This window comes from Microbulbifer sp. MI-G (genome assembly GCF_030440425.1).
Lineage (GTDB): Bacteria > Pseudomonadota > Gammaproteobacteria > Pseudomonadales > Cellvibrionaceae > Microbulbifer > Microbulbifer spongiae.
On sequence record NZ_CP098023.1, the window covers coordinates 4209020 to 4225336 of the forward strand.

At 60.0% G+C, this 16317-nt stretch carries 18 protein-coding genes; 11 read left to right on the top strand and 7 right to left on the bottom strand.

Features of this window, described 5'->3' with window-relative positions:
- Window positions 1–14: 14 nt before the first annotated feature.
- From M8T91_RS17355 to M8T91_RS17380, 6 genes are all read right to left on the bottom strand, one after another.
- The gene (locus M8T91_RS17355; protein ID WP_301415478.1) at window positions 15–1562 is read right to left on the bottom strand and encodes an alkaline phosphatase; all 1548 of its coding nucleotides are present in this window, start codon (window positions 1560–1562) and stop codon (window positions 15–17) included.
- A gap of 186 nt (window positions 1563–1748) precedes the next feature.
- Window positions 1749–2123: a gamma-butyrobetaine hydroxylase family protein gene (locus M8T91_RS17360; protein WP_301415479.1), complete on the bottom strand. Its 375-nt coding sequence runs from the start codon at window positions 2121–2123 to the stop codon at window positions 1749–1751.
- Window positions 2124–3443 (bottom strand): ATP-dependent protease ATPase subunit HslU, encoded by a 1320-nt coding sequence (gene hslU / locus M8T91_RS17365; RefSeq protein ID WP_301415480.1) that lies wholly within the window; start codon window positions 3441–3443, stop codon window positions 2124–2126. It abuts the gene before it with no gap.
- Between the two features lie 55 nt (window positions 3444–3498).
- Entirely contained in the window at window positions 3499–4038 is a 540-nt protein-coding gene (gene hslV, locus M8T91_RS17370; RefSeq protein WP_301415481.1) for an ATP-dependent protease subunit HslV, read from the bottom strand.
- A 157-nt stretch (window positions 4039–4195) separates the two neighbouring features.
- Window positions 4196–4756 (bottom strand): SPOR domain-containing protein, encoded by a 561-nt coding sequence (locus M8T91_RS17375; protein WP_301415482.1) that lies wholly within the window; start codon window positions 4754–4756, stop codon window positions 4196–4198.
- A gap of 82 nt (window positions 4757–4838) precedes the next feature.
- A complete protein-coding gene (locus M8T91_RS17380) occupies window positions 4839–7052 on the bottom strand; it encodes a primosomal protein N' (protein WP_301415483.1) in 2214 nt (737 codons plus the stop codon).
- Window positions 7053–7201: 149 nt separating this feature from the next.
- Between M8T91_RS17380 and M8T91_RS17385 the strand changes: the two genes are divergently transcribed.
- From M8T91_RS17385 to rsd, 11 genes are all read left to right on the top strand, one after another.
- Entirely contained in the window at window positions 7202–7771 is a 570-nt protein-coding gene (locus M8T91_RS17385) for a hypothetical protein (RefSeq protein ID WP_301415484.1), read from the top strand.
- On the top strand, window positions 7768–8064 hold the full coding sequence (locus M8T91_RS17390; RefSeq protein WP_301415485.1) for a transcriptional regulator: 297 nt from the start codon (window positions 7768–7770) through the stop codon (window positions 8062–8064). The genes M8T91_RS17385 and M8T91_RS17390 overlap by 4 nt, the downstream gene beginning before the upstream one ends.
- A gap of 156 nt (window positions 8065–8220) precedes the next feature.
- Entirely contained in the window at window positions 8221–8433 is a 213-nt protein-coding gene (gene rpmE, locus M8T91_RS17395) for a 50S ribosomal protein L31 (RefSeq protein ID WP_301415486.1), read from the top strand.
- Window positions 8434–8804: 371 nt separating this feature from the next.
- Window positions 8805–10058 (top strand): malic enzyme-like NAD(P)-binding protein, encoded by a 1254-nt coding sequence (locus M8T91_RS17400; RefSeq protein ID WP_301415488.1) that lies wholly within the window; start codon window positions 8805–8807, stop codon window positions 10056–10058.
- 124 nt (window positions 10059–10182) lie between these two features.
- The gene (locus M8T91_RS17405; protein ID WP_301415489.1) at window positions 10183–10632 is read left to right on the top strand and encodes a hypothetical protein; all 450 of its coding nucleotides are present in this window, start codon (window positions 10183–10185) and stop codon (window positions 10630–10632) included.
- Window positions 10633–10713: 81 nt separating this feature from the next.
- Complete coding sequence (gene gshA, locus M8T91_RS17410) at window positions 10714–12297, top strand: glutamate--cysteine ligase (protein WP_301415490.1); 1584 nt, start codon at window positions 10714–10716, stop codon at window positions 12295–12297.
- A 50-nt stretch (window positions 12298–12347) separates the two neighbouring features.
- Window positions 12348–12950 (top strand): acyl carrier protein phosphodiesterase, encoded by a 603-nt coding sequence (locus M8T91_RS17415; protein ID WP_301415491.1) that lies wholly within the window; start codon window positions 12348–12350, stop codon window positions 12948–12950.
- Window positions 12947–13438: a disulfide bond formation protein B gene (locus tag M8T91_RS17420; protein ID WP_301415492.1), complete on the top strand. Its 492-nt coding sequence runs from the start codon at window positions 12947–12949 to the stop codon at window positions 13436–13438. Before M8T91_RS17415 ends, M8T91_RS17420 begins: the two co-directional genes overlap by 4 nt.
- 35 nt (window positions 13439–13473) lie before the next feature.
- Entirely contained in the window at window positions 13474–13866 is a 393-nt protein-coding gene (locus tag M8T91_RS17425) for a CidA/LrgA family protein (RefSeq protein ID WP_301415493.1), read from the top strand.
- A complete protein-coding gene (locus M8T91_RS17430) occupies window positions 13859–14548 on the top strand; it encodes an LrgB family protein (RefSeq protein WP_301415494.1) in 690 nt (229 codons plus the stop codon). The genes M8T91_RS17425 and M8T91_RS17430 overlap by 8 nt, the downstream gene beginning before the upstream one ends.
- Before the next feature lie 165 nt (window positions 14549–14713).
- Window positions 14714–15172, top strand: coding sequence for a sigma D regulator (gene rsd / locus M8T91_RS17435; RefSeq protein WP_301415495.1), 459 nt, complete (start codon window positions 14714–14716; stop codon window positions 15170–15172).
- Window positions 15173–15346: 174 nt separating this feature from the next.
- Here the strand turns inward: rsd and bamJ are convergent, their stop codons facing one another.
- The gene (gene bamJ / locus M8T91_RS17440) at window positions 15347–16144 is read right to left on the bottom strand and encodes a BamJ family beta-barrel-assembly machinery protein (RefSeq protein WP_301419137.1); all 798 of its coding nucleotides are present in this window, start codon (window positions 16142–16144) and stop codon (window positions 15347–15349) included.
- Window positions 16145–16317: the final 173 nt, after the last annotated feature.

Genomic DNA, 16317 nt, shown 5'->3' on the forward strand with positions numbered 1-16317 from the left:
GAATTACCCCCAATCTACTCTTCTGTTACCGGCAGGGCCGCCGCGCCAACCATCAGGTGAAAAACCGCATTCTGATCGAGGCTTCCCTGTACCAATTCGGCACCGGCGCCGATCGCGTGCAGACTGATATCCTCACCGGCATGGCTCTCCGCGGCAAGCGGCACCAGCGCCTCTTGATGGAAGCCAGGCGCCTGGGTGTCCACTCCGGCCAGATCCGTGCGCCCGCTATCGGCCGCTATACCATAACGGTCATCTGCATCGGTGTTGTCACCCAGGTCCGCAAAGCCAAGGCCATTGGCGTAACTCAAGGTGGTATAGGGCCTGCCGTCCGCCGCTGTTTCCTCTTCGGGTTCCGCCGCACCACTGCCATCATTGCCGATGACTTTTCCGAGAATCGGGTTGCCTCTGGTGGGGTAGCCGGCGATGGTCATGACGTGGCTGTGGTCCGCGGTCACCAGAATCAGGGTTTCCTCCAGATCCACTTTCTCCAGGGCCGTTGTTACCGCATCGGAAAAGGCAATGGTGTCGTGCAGTGCATTGTAGGCATTACCGGCATGGTGGGCGTGATCAATACGGCCGGACTCCACCATCAGGAAGTAACCCTCCGCATTTTTCTGCAGCAACTCGATCGCGGCATCGGTCATTTCGGCAATGCTGGGCTCATCGATGTCCCTGGCGATACGGTCTGCATCGTAATGCATATGGCTGGAGCTAAAGAGACCTAACAGCTTCTCCGTGGAGACGGGGTTCACATCGGCCAGTGCTGCCCCGGTCTGCACATATTCGGCGCGCTGGTCATCTGCATAGCGCTCCAGCCACTCACTGGTGAGGTCGCGGCCATCCTCCCGCCGACCGCCAGCGGCGGTGGTTGTGAAACTGCGTCGCCCGCCACCGAGCATGACATCTATGCCATCTCCGTATGCCAGCTCAACCATTTGCGTGGCGATATCCACACATTTCCCCTCAGCGCTGTACTCCCAGTTGCGCTCCGGACTGCGCGCATAGGTAGCGGCCGGGGTGGCATGGGTGAGGCGGGCAGTAGAAACGATACCAGTAGATTTGCCACGGCTCTCCATCAATTCGAGAAAGGTGTTCAATGCCCTGCCCTCAGTGCCCGGGCAGTCGGCACGCTGTGCAGCACTCTCGATATTGATGACCCCGGCACGGGTTTTCACACCGGTCATCATCGCGGTCATGGTACCGGCGGAATCGGGCGTCTGCTGGTTGGTGTTGTAGGTCTTGATCAGTGCACTGTAGGGAAATTGCTCAAACGATAAATAGTTCTCTTCCCCGGGCTCACCGCGCAGCTGCCCCTCACGGATGCGTGCCGCAGTCTGGGTGGATATCCCCATACCGTCGCCAACAAACAGGATGACATTTTTCGCTGTGCTTCCCCCGCGGGGGAGACTTGCACGCGCTGCCAGGCGATCGGCACCATCGGTGAACCAGACACTACCTGTCTGGTAGTCCGGTAAATCCGCCGCTGAAACAGCGCAGGCGAAGAGCATAATAAGGGGAACCATACAAGAGGCGCTGGGTGCGCAGGCCAGGGTCTTTGCCACGGTGGGTCTCTCCGAAGCTCGTGAATTTGGCGAGCATTAGAGACCGGAAATATGACAATAGAATTACCTGCCGGCCAATTTCTCAAGCGCCTTGCCCGTGGCGGTTGGGGTAGACAAAATAGTTACCGCCATGAGAAAAAAAGGGGTAAAAATACGCTTTGCACCCTGCCCAGGCCACAGTGGCGTTTAGCCGATAAACTTCACCACTCCTTCCTCCGGGTCGCGACGCTTGCCCTCCGCGCGCAGGCGTTGCAGATAGCGGTCCCAGTTATTGGTAAAATTTTGCGCCAATTCACGCAGGTATTCCCAGGTATAGATGCCGCTGTCATGGCCGTCATCGAACTCGATTTTCAGCGCATAGCGCCCGGCGGCCGCAATCCGCTCGATGCCTACATGGAGTTTTCCACTGACCAGCGCCGGCTCACCGGCACCGTGGCCCCGCACTTCCGCACTGGGGGAAAAGACGCGCAGGTATTCCGCCGGCAGGGTGAACTCGGCATCGCCGAATACCAGCTGCAGGCTTTTGTCGGCACGATTTAAACGGACTTTTTGCGGCTTCATTTACAGGATAAAACGCGAGAGATCCTCGTTCTGGCTGAGTTCGCCCAGGTGGCTGTCCACATAGGCGGCATCCACGGTCAGGCTCTGGCTGCCATCATCACCGGCATTGAAGGAAATCTCCTCCAGCAGGCGCTCCAGCACCGTGTGCAGGCGGCGCGCACCGATATTTTCCGTGCGCTCGTTGACCTCGTAGGCCACCTCGGCGATACGGCGGATACCATCCTCGCTAAACTGCAGCGCCAGCCCTTCGGTGGCGAGCAGGGCCCTCTGCTGCTCGGTGAGCGAGGCGGACGGCTCGGTGAGGATGCGCTCGAAATCCGCAGAGGAAAGTGAACCCAACTCAACGCGAATTGGCAGGCGTCCCTGCAACTCGGGAATCAGGTCCGAGGGTTTGGACAGATGGAAGGCACCGGAGGCGATAAACAGGATATGGTCTGTCTTGATCATGCCGTACTTGGTGTTGACGGTACTGCCCTCGATCAGCGGCAGCAGGTCGCGCTGCACGCCCTCGCGGGACACATCGGCACCACCACTCTCCTGGCGCTTGGCCACCTTGTCGATCTCGTCGATAAAGACAATCCCGTTTTGTTCCGCGGCGCGGATCGCACGGCCTTTCACATCCTCATCATTGACCAGTTTTGCGGCCTCCTCGTCGGTCAGCTGCTTGAGCGCCTGCCTGACCGGCAGCTTGCGCTTGCGTGTCTTGCCCTGGGACATATTCGAGAACATCCCCTGCAGCTGACTGGTCATCTCCTCCATACCCGGAGGGGCCATGATCTCCACCCCTATGGGCGCTACGGCCATATCGATCTCAACTTCCTTGTCATCCAACTCACCCTCGCGCAACTTCTTGCGAAACAGCTGGCGTGTGCTGCTGTCCTTTTCGCCGGGCTCTGTGCTGCGCGCCGGCGGCAGCAGGGCGTCGAGAATGCGCTCCTCCGCCGCATCCATCGCGCGCTGTTGGACCCCGACCATGGCCAGTTCGCGTTCCTGTTTCACCGCCATTTCCACCAGGTCGCGCACGATGGATTCCACATCGCGGCCCACATAACCCACTTCGGTGAATTTGGTTGCCTCCACCTTGATAAAGGGGGCATTGGCCAGCTTTGCCAGACGGCGGGCGATCTCGGTTTTTCCCACCCCGGTAGGGCCGATCATAAGGATATTTTTGGGAGTGATTTCGACACGCAGTTCCTCGTTCACCTGCATACGGCGCCAGCGGTTGCGCAGCGCAATGGCGACAGCGCGCTTGGCATCCTGCTGACCGACGATATGGCGATCGAGTTCATGGACGATTTCACGGGGAGTCATCTGGGACATACGGATTCCTGCAAAACATTCGGGCGGGCCTGGCGCGCTGCAACAGGCGCGGCATCTAAAAGGTCAATTCTTCGATGGTGTGGTTCTGATTGGTGTAAACGCAGATATCACCGGCAATTTTCAGGCCCTGTTCAACGATCGCACGTGCGTCCATTTCGGTATTGTCGAGCAGCGCCCGCGCAGCGGACTGGGCAAAGGGGCCACCGGAACCGATGGCGATCAGATCGTCCTCCGGCTGAATGACGTCACCGTTGCCTGTCACAATCAGGCTGGCACTGGCATCGGCCACCGCCAGCAGGGCTTCGAGGCGACGCAGGGCGCGGTCGGTGCGCCAGTCTTTGGCCAGCTCCACGGCAGCGCGGGTCAACTGGCCACCGTGGGCCTCCAGCTTGGCCTCGAAGCGCTCAAACAGGGTGAAGGCGTCCGCTGTACCGCCGGCAAAGCCGGCGATGACCTTGTCTTTGTACAGGCGGCGTACCTTGCGGGCATTGCCCTTCATGATGGTGTTTCCCAGGGATACCTGGCCGTCGCCGCCGATCACTACTGTGTTGTTGCGGCGGCAGGATAAAATGGTGGTTCCGCGATACTGTTCCAATGGAGACCTCTCGGGTTACGCGTGGGCTTCAGCAGCGGGCGTTAGGTGCCAGCGGTGCCGAACATTGCCTTTAAGCTAGGTAAATGAGGACGCAGCAGGTTGATTTCAACAACCACCAGTGCAATTGCGATACCGGGAGCCCCCATCCAGAACGGCTTTAATGGGCGGGGCGCTTCAACACCAACGGCATCAGGCTGTGCTCTGCCAGCACCTGGCGCGCCTTGGCCATGCGTGAGCGATTGCTGAAAGGCCCTACCAGCACCCGGTGCCAGGTGCCGCGGCTGTCGCTGGCGGACTCCACCTTGACATCCAGGTTGGCCAAGGTCAGCCGCGCGCGCAGGCGCTCGGCTTCCGCCGCCTCGCGAAAGGAGGCTGCCTGCAGAATATAAACCTGTTGGGGAGACGCACCGGTCTCGCGATGTGCCGAACCTTGCTCCCCCTGGTGGCGCGCGGACCTGGCCACCTTCGGCGGTGGCACCGAGACCTCGTTTTCCTTTAACAGGGTGTAGAAATCAAAGCGCGGCTGGGAGGGCGCCTCCGCCGCCGGCTCGGCCGCCTGTAACTGGTTGTCGCCAACACCCTTCCCGGCCCCGGCAATACCGTATTGGAAGAGCAGAAAAACCGCGAAGCCGCCGACAATATTGCCCAGGGCAAACCATCCCCAGGCGGGTTTACCCGCAGAATGTTGATTGCGACGGTTGGTTTTGCGACGGCTCATCGAAAGTCTCTTCCCCAGCTGGTCTGCCCGAACAGTGCATTGTACCGTCATTTCCGGCAAGAGCCCTGTACCCCGGCAATATTCAGGACAAATCCTGTGCATCCATATCCACCGCCCAGCGCAGGCGACGATTGGTGTTCCTCTCGGCCCAGGTCGATACCTGTGCCAGCAGGGGTTGCAATTGCGCGCGCTGCTGGGCAATCACCTGCACATAAAAGCGGAAGCGCCCCGACTTGCGCTCCAGCAGGGCCGGCACCGGCCCCAAATAAAGCAGTTGCGGAGAGGGCGGCGCCAAGGATTGCATAAACCGGCGCGCATCCTGCAAAAATGCCTCTGCCCAGGCGGGCTCCTCGCACTCCGCGCGCACCAGCGCCATGGCCCTTGCGGGGGGCAACTGTGCTGTGGTGCGATCCCTCAGCAACTGGCGTGCAAAATCACTATAGCCTTTCTCCAACAGCCTCTGCAGCAGCGGGTGCTCTGGATAACGGCTCTGCACCAGCACGCGCCCGCGCAGACTGCCGCGCCCAGCGCGACCCGCCACCTGCGCCAGCAACTGCCCGGTGCGCTCTGGGGCGCGGAAATCGGCACTGAACAGACCGCTGTCGGCATCCTGAATCACCACCAGGGTTACCCTCGGCAGGTGGTGCCCCTTCGCCAGCATCTGTGTCCCCAGCAGCAGACAGGGCAGGCCGTCCCGTGCCGGCGCCAGCAGTCTGTCCAGCGCCTGTTTACTGGCCGTGGTGTCCCGGTCGATGCGAATGACCGGGTAACTGGCAAAGCGCTGCAGTAACAGCTCCTCGCTGCGCTCAGTGCCGCCGCCGAGGGCGGAGATCGAGCGGCTGTGGCACTGGGGGCAGCTGTCTAGCAGCGGGCGACGGTAATCGCAGTGGTGGCAGCGCAGCTGGCGCTGGCGACGGTGCAGGGTCAACTTGCTGGAACAGTGCGCACAATCGGCGATCCAGCCGCAGTCGTCACAGGTCAGTGCCGGCGCGAAACCGCGTCGGTTGAGAAATACCAGGGCCTGCTCGCCCCGCGCCAGCGCATCGTCAATATGGCGCAGTGCCTGGGGCGCGAACCCCGCTTCCAGGGACTCGTGCAGGGTTGGCACCACATGGAGTTGCGGCGGGTGCGCATCGCCGGCACGCCGGCATAGGCGCAGGTGTCGGTAGCGGCCACTGAGGGCATTGTGCAGGGTTTCCAGTGCGGGCGTGGCGGAACCCAGCAGTACCGGTACATCGGTATCGCGCGCCAACACCACCGCCAGGTCTCGGGCGGAATAGCGCACGCCATCCTGCTGTTTAAAGGAGGCGTCGTGTTCCTCATCGACAATCACCAGCCCAAGCCTCGGCAGCGGGGTCATAATGACCGATCGGGTACCGATAACGATATCCGCCTGGCCTGCGGCAGCGGCGAGCCAGGATTGGGCGCGCTCGCCCTCGGCCAAACCGGAGTGCAGGGCGGCGATGCTGTGAGCGGGAAACCGGGCCGCGATACGCCTCAGGGTCTGTGGTGTGAGCCCTATTTCCGGTACCAACAGCAACGCCTGGCGCCCCGCAGCCAATACCCGCTCTATCAGGCGCAGGTAAATTTCCGTCTTGCCACTGCCGGTAACCCCCTCCAGCAAAGTGGCAGAGAAACCGCTGCAATCCATCGCATCCAGTACCTGCTGCTGCTCGCTGTTCAGCTTCGGCGCCGGAGAGGGCTCCGCCCCAGGCAATGGCGGCGGCACTGTGGGACCGGCAACCCATTCCACCAGCCCGCGCGCCTGCAGCGCACGGCCAGTGGCCGTTGAAAATCCCTGTGCCTTCAGGTGCGCACGACTCTGTCTGCCACTGCACAGCAGCCTCTGTAGCAGAGCCTGTTGCTTAGGCGCCCGCGTCAGTGCCGTGTCCGGCAGGCCTTTGCCCTCTGTGGTGAGCTGCAGCCACTGCTCAGCCCAGTGGTGGGCGGGCCTGCCCCTGCGCAGGGCGGCGGGCATGGCGGCTGCAAACACCTCTCCCACAGGTGCCTGGTAGTAATCGGCAATCCAGGAGAGGAATCTGCGGCTGTGCTCATCAAACAACGCCGTACTGTCGATTTGCTCCAGCGCGGGCTTCAGTTCCGCCAGTGGCGACTCCTCCGCGATAGCCACCAGTACCGCCACCAGTTTGCGCCCGGCAAAGGGCACCCACAGGCGCTGGCCCGGAGCCAGCGCCTGTGGTGAGAGACCCTCGGGGGGCAGATAATCAAACAGGCGCCGCAGCGGCACGGGTACCGCCAATTGTAAGATCACTCTCTGCTGAACCGCCTCTTGCACCCTGCCCCCGGTGGCTATTCCAAAAACCCTTAGTGTACCTGGCACGGTGAAATACAGGACGGTAAATTTTACTTGCGGACTCTAACTTTTAGAGTAAACTGACACAACTCTAAATATTAGAGTTTGTTAAAACAACCGGAGTGATCTTCATGACTGACCTGAACAATATCAGGGACAACCTGGACTATGTCAGCAGCGCCGTGCGCAGCGGCCCATCGCGGGGCGGTATACCCGCACTTTATTTTCTTTGGGGCCTATTGATTTTTATCGGCTTTACCCTGGCCGACTTCGCGCCGCAATTGACTGGCTTCTACTTCCTGATCGTGGGTCCCGCCGGCGGTCTGTTTAGCTGGTGGCTGGGTGCGCGCACGGGGCGGCGGGAGGGCGTGAATGATGCCGCCCTGGGGCAAAGATACGGTCTGCACTGGCTGGTAAGCGGCGCGGCCTTCCTGCTGGCTTTTATCTCCCTGATCAGTGCGCGGGAAGCGGCTGGACCCGAGCTGTTTCTGCTGGTTGCCGGACTGTCCTATAGCCTGGCTGGTGTGCACCTGGAGCGGCCATTGCTCTACAGCGGCCTTCTGATGCTGGCCTGCTACGGGGGCATGGTACTGATATCCCCCCCTTATGCCTGGACGCTGACGGGTCTGGTTGTGGGCATCTCGCTGCTGTGGGCCGGCTTCGCTCAGCGCGCAGAACACCACCGCGAGAGGTCACAATGAAAGCCCTGGGGGACTTAAACCCTGCCCTGGAACACCGGATACGCCTCGCCATCTGCGTGCTGTTGGCAAAGCACGGGGAAATCAGCTTTTCCCGCTTTAAGCAGCAACTGGCGGCAACAGATGGCAACCTCGGCGCCCAGTTGCGGCGGCTGGAGGAGCAGGGCTTTATCGATCTGCGCAAGGATCTATTAGAGCGCAAACCCGTCACCTGGTACCGCCTCACCACGGAAGGTAGAAAGGCGCTGGAACAACACCTGGAGGCCCTGCAACAATTGATTTCGGCAATGGACTAGACCCTGCGCAGGGAGAGGGCGGTAGGACTTGAACGCCGGCGCTAATCTGATAGTATGCGCCGACTTTTTAAACGGCCTGGAGCCACTCGGGTTCCTGTTCCAACGGCGATGCCGTGCCCGGCAATGATCGGGTGGCGGTATCGAAATGAGGCAATCATGAAAGCAGATATCCACCCTAATTACACCGACATCACTGCCACCTGCTCCTGCGGCAATGTGATCAAAACCCGCTCCACTCTGGGCAAAGACCTGCAGATCGATGTGTGCTCCCAGTGCCACCCTTTCTACACTGGCAAGCAGAAACAAGCGACCACTGGTGGCCGCGTGGACCGCTTCAAGCAGCGTTTTGGCAGCCGTATCGGCAAATAGTGCGCACGGCGGATCAAGGCGCTCACCGACGAAAGCGGCGAGCGCAGTAAAAAAAGCACCGAGGAGCGCCTTCGGTGCTTTTTTTATGTCTGGGTGTTTCCCGCCTGTACCGCTGCGCAACCAGGCAAAAACGATTCGGGACGCTTAAGATTGTGGGTAGTGATGATAAGCCTGTCCCTGAAAAGGGCGTATTTGGCGGCTCAACATTCCGCTTTTGGCCAACCGACAGGGGTCAGAGAGTAGGAATTAGCGGTCTGTCATGGCTTCGGCGCTTGTAGCCACAAGCGCCGCCGGTTATTCTCTGGGTCCCCGCAGTAACCGGGATAACACCGTGGTGTTACCCCCACAGTTTTCGAGAGAACAGTTCTCAAATGACGGATTCATTGCGCCAGGCAGCACTGGACTATCACGCGCTGCCCAGTCCCGGCAAACTATCAGTTGAACTGACCACCGCCGCCGAAACACAGGAAGACCTGTCTTTGGCCTACAGCCCCGGCGTGGCCGAACCGGTGCGCGAAATTGCCAAAAACCCCGAGGCAGCCTACCTCTATACCGGCAAGAGCAATCTGGTGGCTGTGATTACCAATGGCAGTGCCATTCTCGGTCTCGGCAACCTGGGGCCGCTCGCCTCCAAACCGGTCATGGAGGGGAAGTCGCTGCTGTTTAAGCGCTTTGCCGGGATCAACTCGGTGGATATCGAGGTGGATGCCAGCAGCCCGGAACAGTTTGTCCAGACCGTTGCCGCCATTGCCAATACCTTCGGCGGTATCAACCTGGAGGATATCAAGGCCCCGGAATGTTTCTATATCGAGGAGGCGTTGATCGAGCGCTGTCCGGTGCCGGTTTTCCATGACGATCAACACGGCACCGCCATAGTGACGGTGGCGGCGATGCTCAATGCACTGGAAATCCAGGATAAAAAAATCCATGCGGTGCGCATGGTCTGTCTCGGCGCCGGCGCTGCTGCAACCGCTTGCTGCAAACTGCTGCTGGCCGCCGGGGCCCGCAAAGAGCAGATCACCATGCTCGACAGCCGCGGGGTGATCCACTCCGGCCGCACCGACATCAATGCCTACAAGGGTGAGTGGGCAAGGGATACGGAGATGCGTACGCTCGACGATGCCATCACCGGCGCCGACGTATTTCTCGGGGTATCCGGCTCAGACCTGCTCTCCGCCGAGCAGTTGCAGCGCATGGCGCCCAAGCCAGTGGTTTTCGCCTGCTCCAACCCGAACCCCGAAATCAAACCGGAACTGGCCCACAGTGTGCGCAGCGACCTGGTCCTGGCCACCGGGCGCTCCGACTATCCCAACCAGGTGAACAACGTACTCTGCTTTCCTTTTATTTTTCGCGGAGCACTGGATGTGCGCGCGGCGCGCATCAATGAACAGATGAAATTAGCGGCAATCGACGCCATTCGTAAGATCGCCCATCTGCCGGTACCGGACTCAGTACGCGAAGGCTTCGGCGGCGTCGAGCTTACCTTCGGCCCCGGCTATATTCTGCCCAAGCCTACTGACCCACGCCTGCTGCCGGAAGTGGCCGCCGCTGTGGCCCGCGCCGCCGTGGACAGCGGTTGCGCATGCCTTCCCTTTCCCGAGCACTACCCACTGGAACCCCTTTAGGCATTGCCGCACAAAAATCCTCCTCTCAACCCGTTCCAGCAGGGGTTTGCCGCGCCTGTGCCAAAGGACTTCTTGAGCCACACCGCGCCCGTCGCTAAACTGCCTTCCTGTCACAGCATCAAAGTTGCCCAACATAATGATTCACGTGTATGTGCTGTCCAACCAGCACCAGCAGTTTCTGAGTAAAAGTGGCGAATGGCTGGACGGCCGTGAGCCGAGCAGGCTGTTCCGCAGTGAGCACAAGGATATCGCCATCAACCAGATGTTCGAGGCCAATACCCGTGATGTCAGCCTGCGCATTGAGTTATTGCAGTGCGATTTGAACAATAAGGGCCAGCCCCTGATTCCAGCAGAGGCTCTGGCAGCTGTCTCAGGCACCAGCCCTCAGGGCGAGCCGGAAATTCCCCCGGCGGCGCCGGAAGAGGTACCCCCGCAGCGCAATCCAGAACTGAACCCTCAACCAGAACCCGAGGTCGCGCCGGAGCAGGCACCCGAGGTCGCACCAGAGCCCGCCCCGGAGGAAACACCCGCACAACCCGACGAACGTAGATCCAAATCGGAGTCGACCGCCTGAACGGTCGCGCTTTCAGCTCCGGCACAAGCCACCCGACACAGCGATGAAAGTGTGCGTCCCGGAAGTACCAAGGAGATTCGAGTGCCAATTCCCCACCTAGCCGCCCTCGCGCAGGCCCAGCCTGTGCAACTGCTCAGGGGCATACGTCGCGGCCTGGAAAAAGAGAGCCTGCGGGTTGCCCGCGACGGCACCCTGGCACAGACACCGCACGCGCAGACACTGGGCTCGGCACTCACCCACGAGAGCATCACCACGGATTTTTCCGAAGCCCTGCTGGAGTTCATCACGCCGCCGGTAGCCACCCCAGAAGAGGCCCTGCACATTCTCGATCGCATTCACCGGTATACCTACAGTCAAATCGGCGACGAGCGCCTGTGGGTCAACAGCATGCCCTGTGCCATCGGCGCGGATAAGGATATTCCGGTGGCGCGCTACGGCGACTCCCACAGCGGCACCATGAAAACCATCTACCGCCTCGGCCTGGGGCTGCGCTATGGCCGTGCCATGCAAACCATCGCCGGCATCCACTACAATTTCTCCCTGCCAGACGGCTTCTGGCTGTGGCTGCACGAGTTTGAGAACAGCAGCGAATCCCTGCGCAGCTTCAAGACCCGCCGCTATTTCGACCTGATTCGCAATTTCCGCCGCAACTACTGGCTGTTGATCTATCTATTTGGCGCGGCGCCGGCGGTATGCTCTTCGTTTGTGGAGGGCCGCCAACACAAACTGGCCCCGTTCAACGGCGACAGCCACACCCTCTACGCCCCTCACGCCACCTCACTGCGCATGGGCGATCTGGGATACAACAGTGATGTACAACAATCCCTGATTGTTTGCTACAACGATCTGCGCAGCTATCTTTCCACCCTGTGCTCCGCCATCAGCCGCCCCTACAATCCCTACCGGGCGCTGGGTATAAAGGATGCAGACGGCCACTACCAACAGCTATCTGCCGGCATACTACAGATCGAAAATGAATTCTACTCGCCCATTCGCCCCAAAAACCCGACCAAGCGCGGCGAGACGGCGCTGTCTGCTCTGAACAATCGCGGCGTCGAGTATGTCGAGGTGCGCTGCCTCGACCTGAATCCTTTTGCGCCTCTCGGCATCGATGCACAGCAAATGCGTTTTCTCGACAGTTTCCTGTTGCACTGCCTGCTCACAGACAGCCCCAAAGCCAGCGACGCCGACTACCGGGCAACCCAGGAAAATCAACAGCGTATCGTCTATCGCGGCAACGAGGCGAAGTTGCCGTTAAACCACAATGGTACAGTGCGCGCACTCGGCGATTGGGGACTCCAGCTGCTCGATGAAATAGACACGGTTGCCGAGCTGCTCGACAGCGCCTGGGGCGGCAATCAGTACCGCAGTGCCGTGGATATACAGCGCGCCAAGGTTCGTGGCGAGACACCCACGCCATCACAACAGATACTGGCGGAATTGGAGGCGCAACAACTGAATTTCTTTCAGTGGGCCATGGAAAAAGCCGAACAGCACCGCCGCTATTTCCTCGACCGTCCGCTCAATAGCAACGCAGTGCGCGAATTCTCCCGCCTCGCGGAGAAATCTTTGCTCAGGCAGAAGCAGGTTGAAGCGGATGACAAAGGTTCTTTTGAAGACTTTCTCAGCCACTACTACGCACAATACCTCTGTTGCCAGGACTAGCGGCGACTGGCACCGGGTGAGGCGCCAATGACACCCCTGTGGATAACCCCATGAACTACCTGGCACACCTGCTGCTCTCCGGACCCGAGGCGCGCTGGCGCCTTGGCGGTCTGCTGGGCGACTTTGTGAAGGGTCCGCTGCACGGTGAGCGGCCAGCGTCCATTGAAGCGGGGATACGGCTGCACCGCCGTATTGATGCCGCCACCGCGGCCCACGAGGCCTATCGCGTTGCACTGCAGGTGCCGGACCCCAGGTGGCGCCGCTATGCCGGTATTGCCCTGGATATCTGGTTCGACCACCTGCTGGCACAGAACTGGCGCCAGTGGCACCCGCTGGATCTGGAGGACTTCTGCACCGGCTGCTGGAGAGACTTTCGCAGCGACAGACGGTATATTCCACCCCGTGCAATGGCATTTATTGACCGCGCAGAGCAATTGAAACTACTGCAGAACTACCGCCAGGAGCGGGTCGCCGGCCTCACCCTCGAACGTATCGGGCAACGCCTGCGCCACCCGGTTGCCCTGCAGGAAATGCTGCCCGAGCTGAACGCCGGGCGGGAGCAACTGGAACACAACTTCAACGCACTAATGACCGACTTGAATCTCGAAGCCGTCCGGTTTCGGCAGCACTATTCAGGATCTGACAAGCCATGACACTACCCAACCCGCGCATTACTTTTCTGTTGGTTTTTCTATTCGTTATTTTTCTGCTCGGCTGCGCTTTTTACCTGGAGTACGCGCGCGGCCTGGAGCCCTGCAAACTGTGTATCACTCAACGGGTGATGCTGCTCGGTGTTGGGCTCGTCTCTCTGATCGCCTTCCTACACAATCCCGACACCATCGGCAGGCGCGTTTACGGGCTGCTGGTCTCCATCTGGGCTGTGGGCGGGCTCTACTTCGCCGGACGCCAGCTGTGGCTGCAGTCCCTGCCGGAAGACCAGGTGCCCGCATGCGGTCCCGGTATCAGCTATATGCTCGACGCTTTCCCTGCGACCGATGTGTTCAGGGCGCTGCTCACCGGTGATGGTAACTGCGCCGAGGTGCAGTGGACCATGATGGGCCTGAGTATTCCGGGCTGGTCCGCACTGGGCTTTGCCGGGCTGATCCTGTTTGGCGGCTGGCAGGCATTCCGCAAACCCTGACAACAACCGGTGGCAACCGCGCCGCCCCTGGCGAGATGGCCTCACTTACTCCGTGCAACATAACCCAGTGGCTGGGCGGCGGCGCCATCCTGTTCGGGTGTGAGCGCCTCGGCGACTTCCTCAGCGACACGCTTTCCCTGCCCGTGCCCGGCGCTGTTGTTGGATTGCTGCTCCTGCTGTGTGGTTTGATGCTCTATGGCCGGGTCCCCCGCGGACTGGCCAGAATCAGCACACAGCTACTCTACCTGTTACCACTGTTATTACTGCCCGCCGCGGTGGGCGTTTTTTTCCTGCGCGACCTGACGATCTCCGACTGGTTCGCCCTGTGCACCGCCATTGTGTTTGGCACCCTGATCAGCCTGACCCTGAGCGCGCTGTTGCTGCGAAAGTTGTTGCACCAATCCACCGGAGCGGAAAGGCGTGACTGAGCTGTTACACAGCCCCCTGTTTGCCCTGGCCCTGAGCCTGGGGGCATTTTTGCTTGGCGTGACCCTTTACCGATACGTTGCCACGGTGCTTTTGCACCCTATTGTCACCGCCAGTTTGGTCGTGGTGGCAGTGCTCGTCATTCTGGATATCCCCTACCGCAGTTATCAAAATGCCAGTGGGCTGCTCTATGCCCTGCTCAGTCCTGCAGTAGTGGCCCTGGCGGTACCGCTCAAGCAAAACCTGGCTGTCATTCGCCGCGCCGGCTGGCCACTACTGGTGACGATCGCTGTCGGTGCCATTCTCGCCCCCGTCATCGCCATTGCCATCGCACTCCTGCTGGGCGCGGGCGAAACGGCCCTGTTGGCGCTCAGTGGAAAATCCATCACCACGCCCATTGCATTGGCGCTCGCGGAAAAAATGCACGCGGCGCTGAGTCTCACAGCGGGCATCGTGGTTTTTACCGGTATTGTCGGCGCCCTGGCGGGTCCGCCTTTGCTGCACCGCCTGGGTATCCGCGACGAACGCATCCTGGGGGTTGCCCTGGGCATCAACGCCCACGCTGTCGGCACTGCCCGCGCGCTGGAAATCAGTGCCCTGTGCGGTGCCTGCGCCGCCCTCGCCATGGGGCTCTGCGGCGCCCTGACTGCCATATTATTGCCACTGATTATCGGTATTCATTAATCCTCCGCTGTGTGCAGGCAGTGACCCATACACGCGCCCGTGTTCTGGCGTGGATTGTGCTCTTTGCCTTGCTGCCGGCGGAGCAATCCCTTATCTTGGCGAGGCCTTCGGAACCGGCAATAAAGCTGGTCGCGGGGGCGAGAGTGACAAAAGGAAATCCTGGAAATGCTGGAAAACTGTAAATCGGCACGCGAACGCTGGGGTGGTGTCAGCGAAATTATCGACCGATGGCTGCAATCACGGCAAACGCTATTGGTGAGCTTTTACCACCTTTTGGAAAAAAAGCAATTCAGTGAGAGCGACCTGGACACCGAAGGCAAGGTGCGCCAGTTGTGCCAACTGCTGGTGGATTATGTTTCAGCCGGTCACTTTGAAGTCTATGAACAACTGATGCGCGAAGGACAGGCATTCGATGACAAACAGGGACTGCAGAAAGCGCATGAACTCTATCGGGATATAGATACCACAACGGATATCGCTGTCGACTTCAATGACAAGTATCTGGAAACCGATGACCTGTCCAGCCTGGCTCCGGATCTCTCGCGACTGGGTGAGGCCCTGGAAACCCGCTTCAGTTCGGAAGACCGGATGATTGCCCTGCTGCACACCGCACACAAAAACTAGCCCGCTCCAGGCTGGAGCAGTGCTCCCACGGCGTCAGCCCGTTTTCGGTATGTACCCCGCTTCAGGTCAGCCACAATGAGCCGCGGCTGATCCCGGGGAATATCGATTGATCCACTGCCAACGAACAGGGGCGCCCTGTGAGCGCCCCTGTTAAGCAAAGTTCCGAAAGTCAAATCACTCAGACTGCGGCTCACTCTTTTTGTCTTCTTCTGTTTTCTCCGGCGCCTCAGCACTGCTGACATTGGCTTTGTGCAGTTCCACCTCAAAAATCAACGTCGCATTGGGGCCGATCTTGCCACCGGCACCCCCCGGGCCATAGGCGAGTTCAGAGGGAATATACAGCTCCCATTTCGAACCCTCTTTCATCAACTGCAGGGCTTCGGTCCACCCTTTGATCACACCGCTGACCGGAAACTGGACCGGCTCACCACGGGCATAGGAGCTGTCGAATTCCTCACCATTGATCAGGGTGCCCTTGTAATCCACTTCAACGGTGCTGTCGGCGCCGGGGGTGTTGCCAGAGCCTTCGGTAATCACCTTGTACTGAAGGCCGGAATCGGTGGTGATTACACCGTCCTTCTTGGCATTCTCTGTAAGGAAAGCCTCGCCTTCTTTCAGGTTTTTCTCGGCAGTTTCTTTAAATTCTTGCTCTTGCTGAGCCAGCATCTCCTGCTGTTTCTTCTGCATTTTTTCCTGGAAGGCGGCGATGGTCTGCTGCTTCTCCTCATCGGATAGGCGCGGTTCGCGGTCGCTGGCGACATCCTCAAGTGCCATCAACACCACCTGAGGGTCCAGCTTCACATCCTGGGCCTGGAGGCGCTTGGCCATATCTTCGGCAATGATATAGCTGACCTTCCTCTCCTGGGTGTCCAGGGCAATTTCTTTTTCCTGTTCCTGTTTGGATCCCTGCTTGTCACAGCCGGTCAGCACCAGGCCAAGGGCAATTGCTGCAGCCAAAGGGTATTTATTCATGGGTGTTGTCTCTTTGTCCGTATTGCGTTTATGGATTTGCGCTTGACCTTGGTCCAACGCCATCGGCGGTCTCCCGAGCGGCCCTGTACCAGCCCGAAGCCGCCAGGCGCACCTTATCCACCGGTGCGAACAAGTCTAACCCAAGGCGACTCCCAGTGCATACCGCAGACGCG

What these genes read in the sequence shown, in the direction of transcription:
- M8T91_RS17360 (WP_301415479.1), bottom strand. Translation starts at nt 2,123, where the DNA reads ATGAAGCCGCAAAAAGTCCGTTTAAATCGTGCCGACAAAAGCCTGCAG.
- hslU (WP_301415480.1), bottom strand. Translation starts at nt 3,443, where the DNA reads ATGTCCCAGATGACTCCCCGTGAAATCGTCCATGAACTCGATCGCCAT.
- M8T91_RS17375 (WP_301415482.1), bottom strand. Translation starts at nt 4,756, where the DNA reads ATGAGCCGTCGCAAAACCAACCGTCGCAATCAACATTCTGCGGGTAAA.
- M8T91_RS17385 (WP_301415484.1), top strand. Translation starts at nt 7,202, where the DNA reads ATGACTGACCTGAACAATATCAGGGACAACCTGGACTATGTCAGCAGC.
- M8T91_RS17390 (WP_301415485.1), top strand. Translation starts at nt 7,768, where the DNA reads ATGAAAGCCCTGGGGGACTTAAACCCTGCCCTGGAACACCGGATACGC.
- rpmE (WP_301415486.1), top strand. Translation starts at nt 8,221, where the DNA reads ATGAAAGCAGATATCCACCCTAATTACACCGACATCACTGCCACCTGC.
- M8T91_RS17400 (WP_301415488.1), top strand. Translation starts at nt 8,805, where the DNA reads ATGACGGATTCATTGCGCCAGGCAGCACTGGACTATCACGCGCTGCCC.
- M8T91_RS17415 (WP_301415491.1), top strand. Translation starts at nt 12,348, where the DNA reads ATGAACTACCTGGCACACCTGCTGCTCTCCGGACCCGAGGCGCGCTGG.
- M8T91_RS17420 (WP_301415492.1), top strand. Translation starts at nt 12,947, where the DNA reads ATGACACTACCCAACCCGCGCATTACTTTTCTGTTGGTTTTTCTATTC.
- M8T91_RS17425 (WP_301415493.1), top strand. Translation starts at nt 13,474, where the DNA reads ATGGCCTCACTTACTCCGTGCAACATAACCCAGTGGCTGGGCGGCGGC.
- rsd (WP_301415495.1), top strand. Translation starts at nt 14,714, where the DNA reads ATGCTGGAAAACTGTAAATCGGCACGCGAACGCTGGGGTGGTGTCAGC.
- bamJ (WP_301419137.1), bottom strand. Translation starts at nt 16,144, where the DNA reads ATGAATAAATACCCTTTGGCTGCAGCAATTGCCCTTGGCCTGGTGCTG.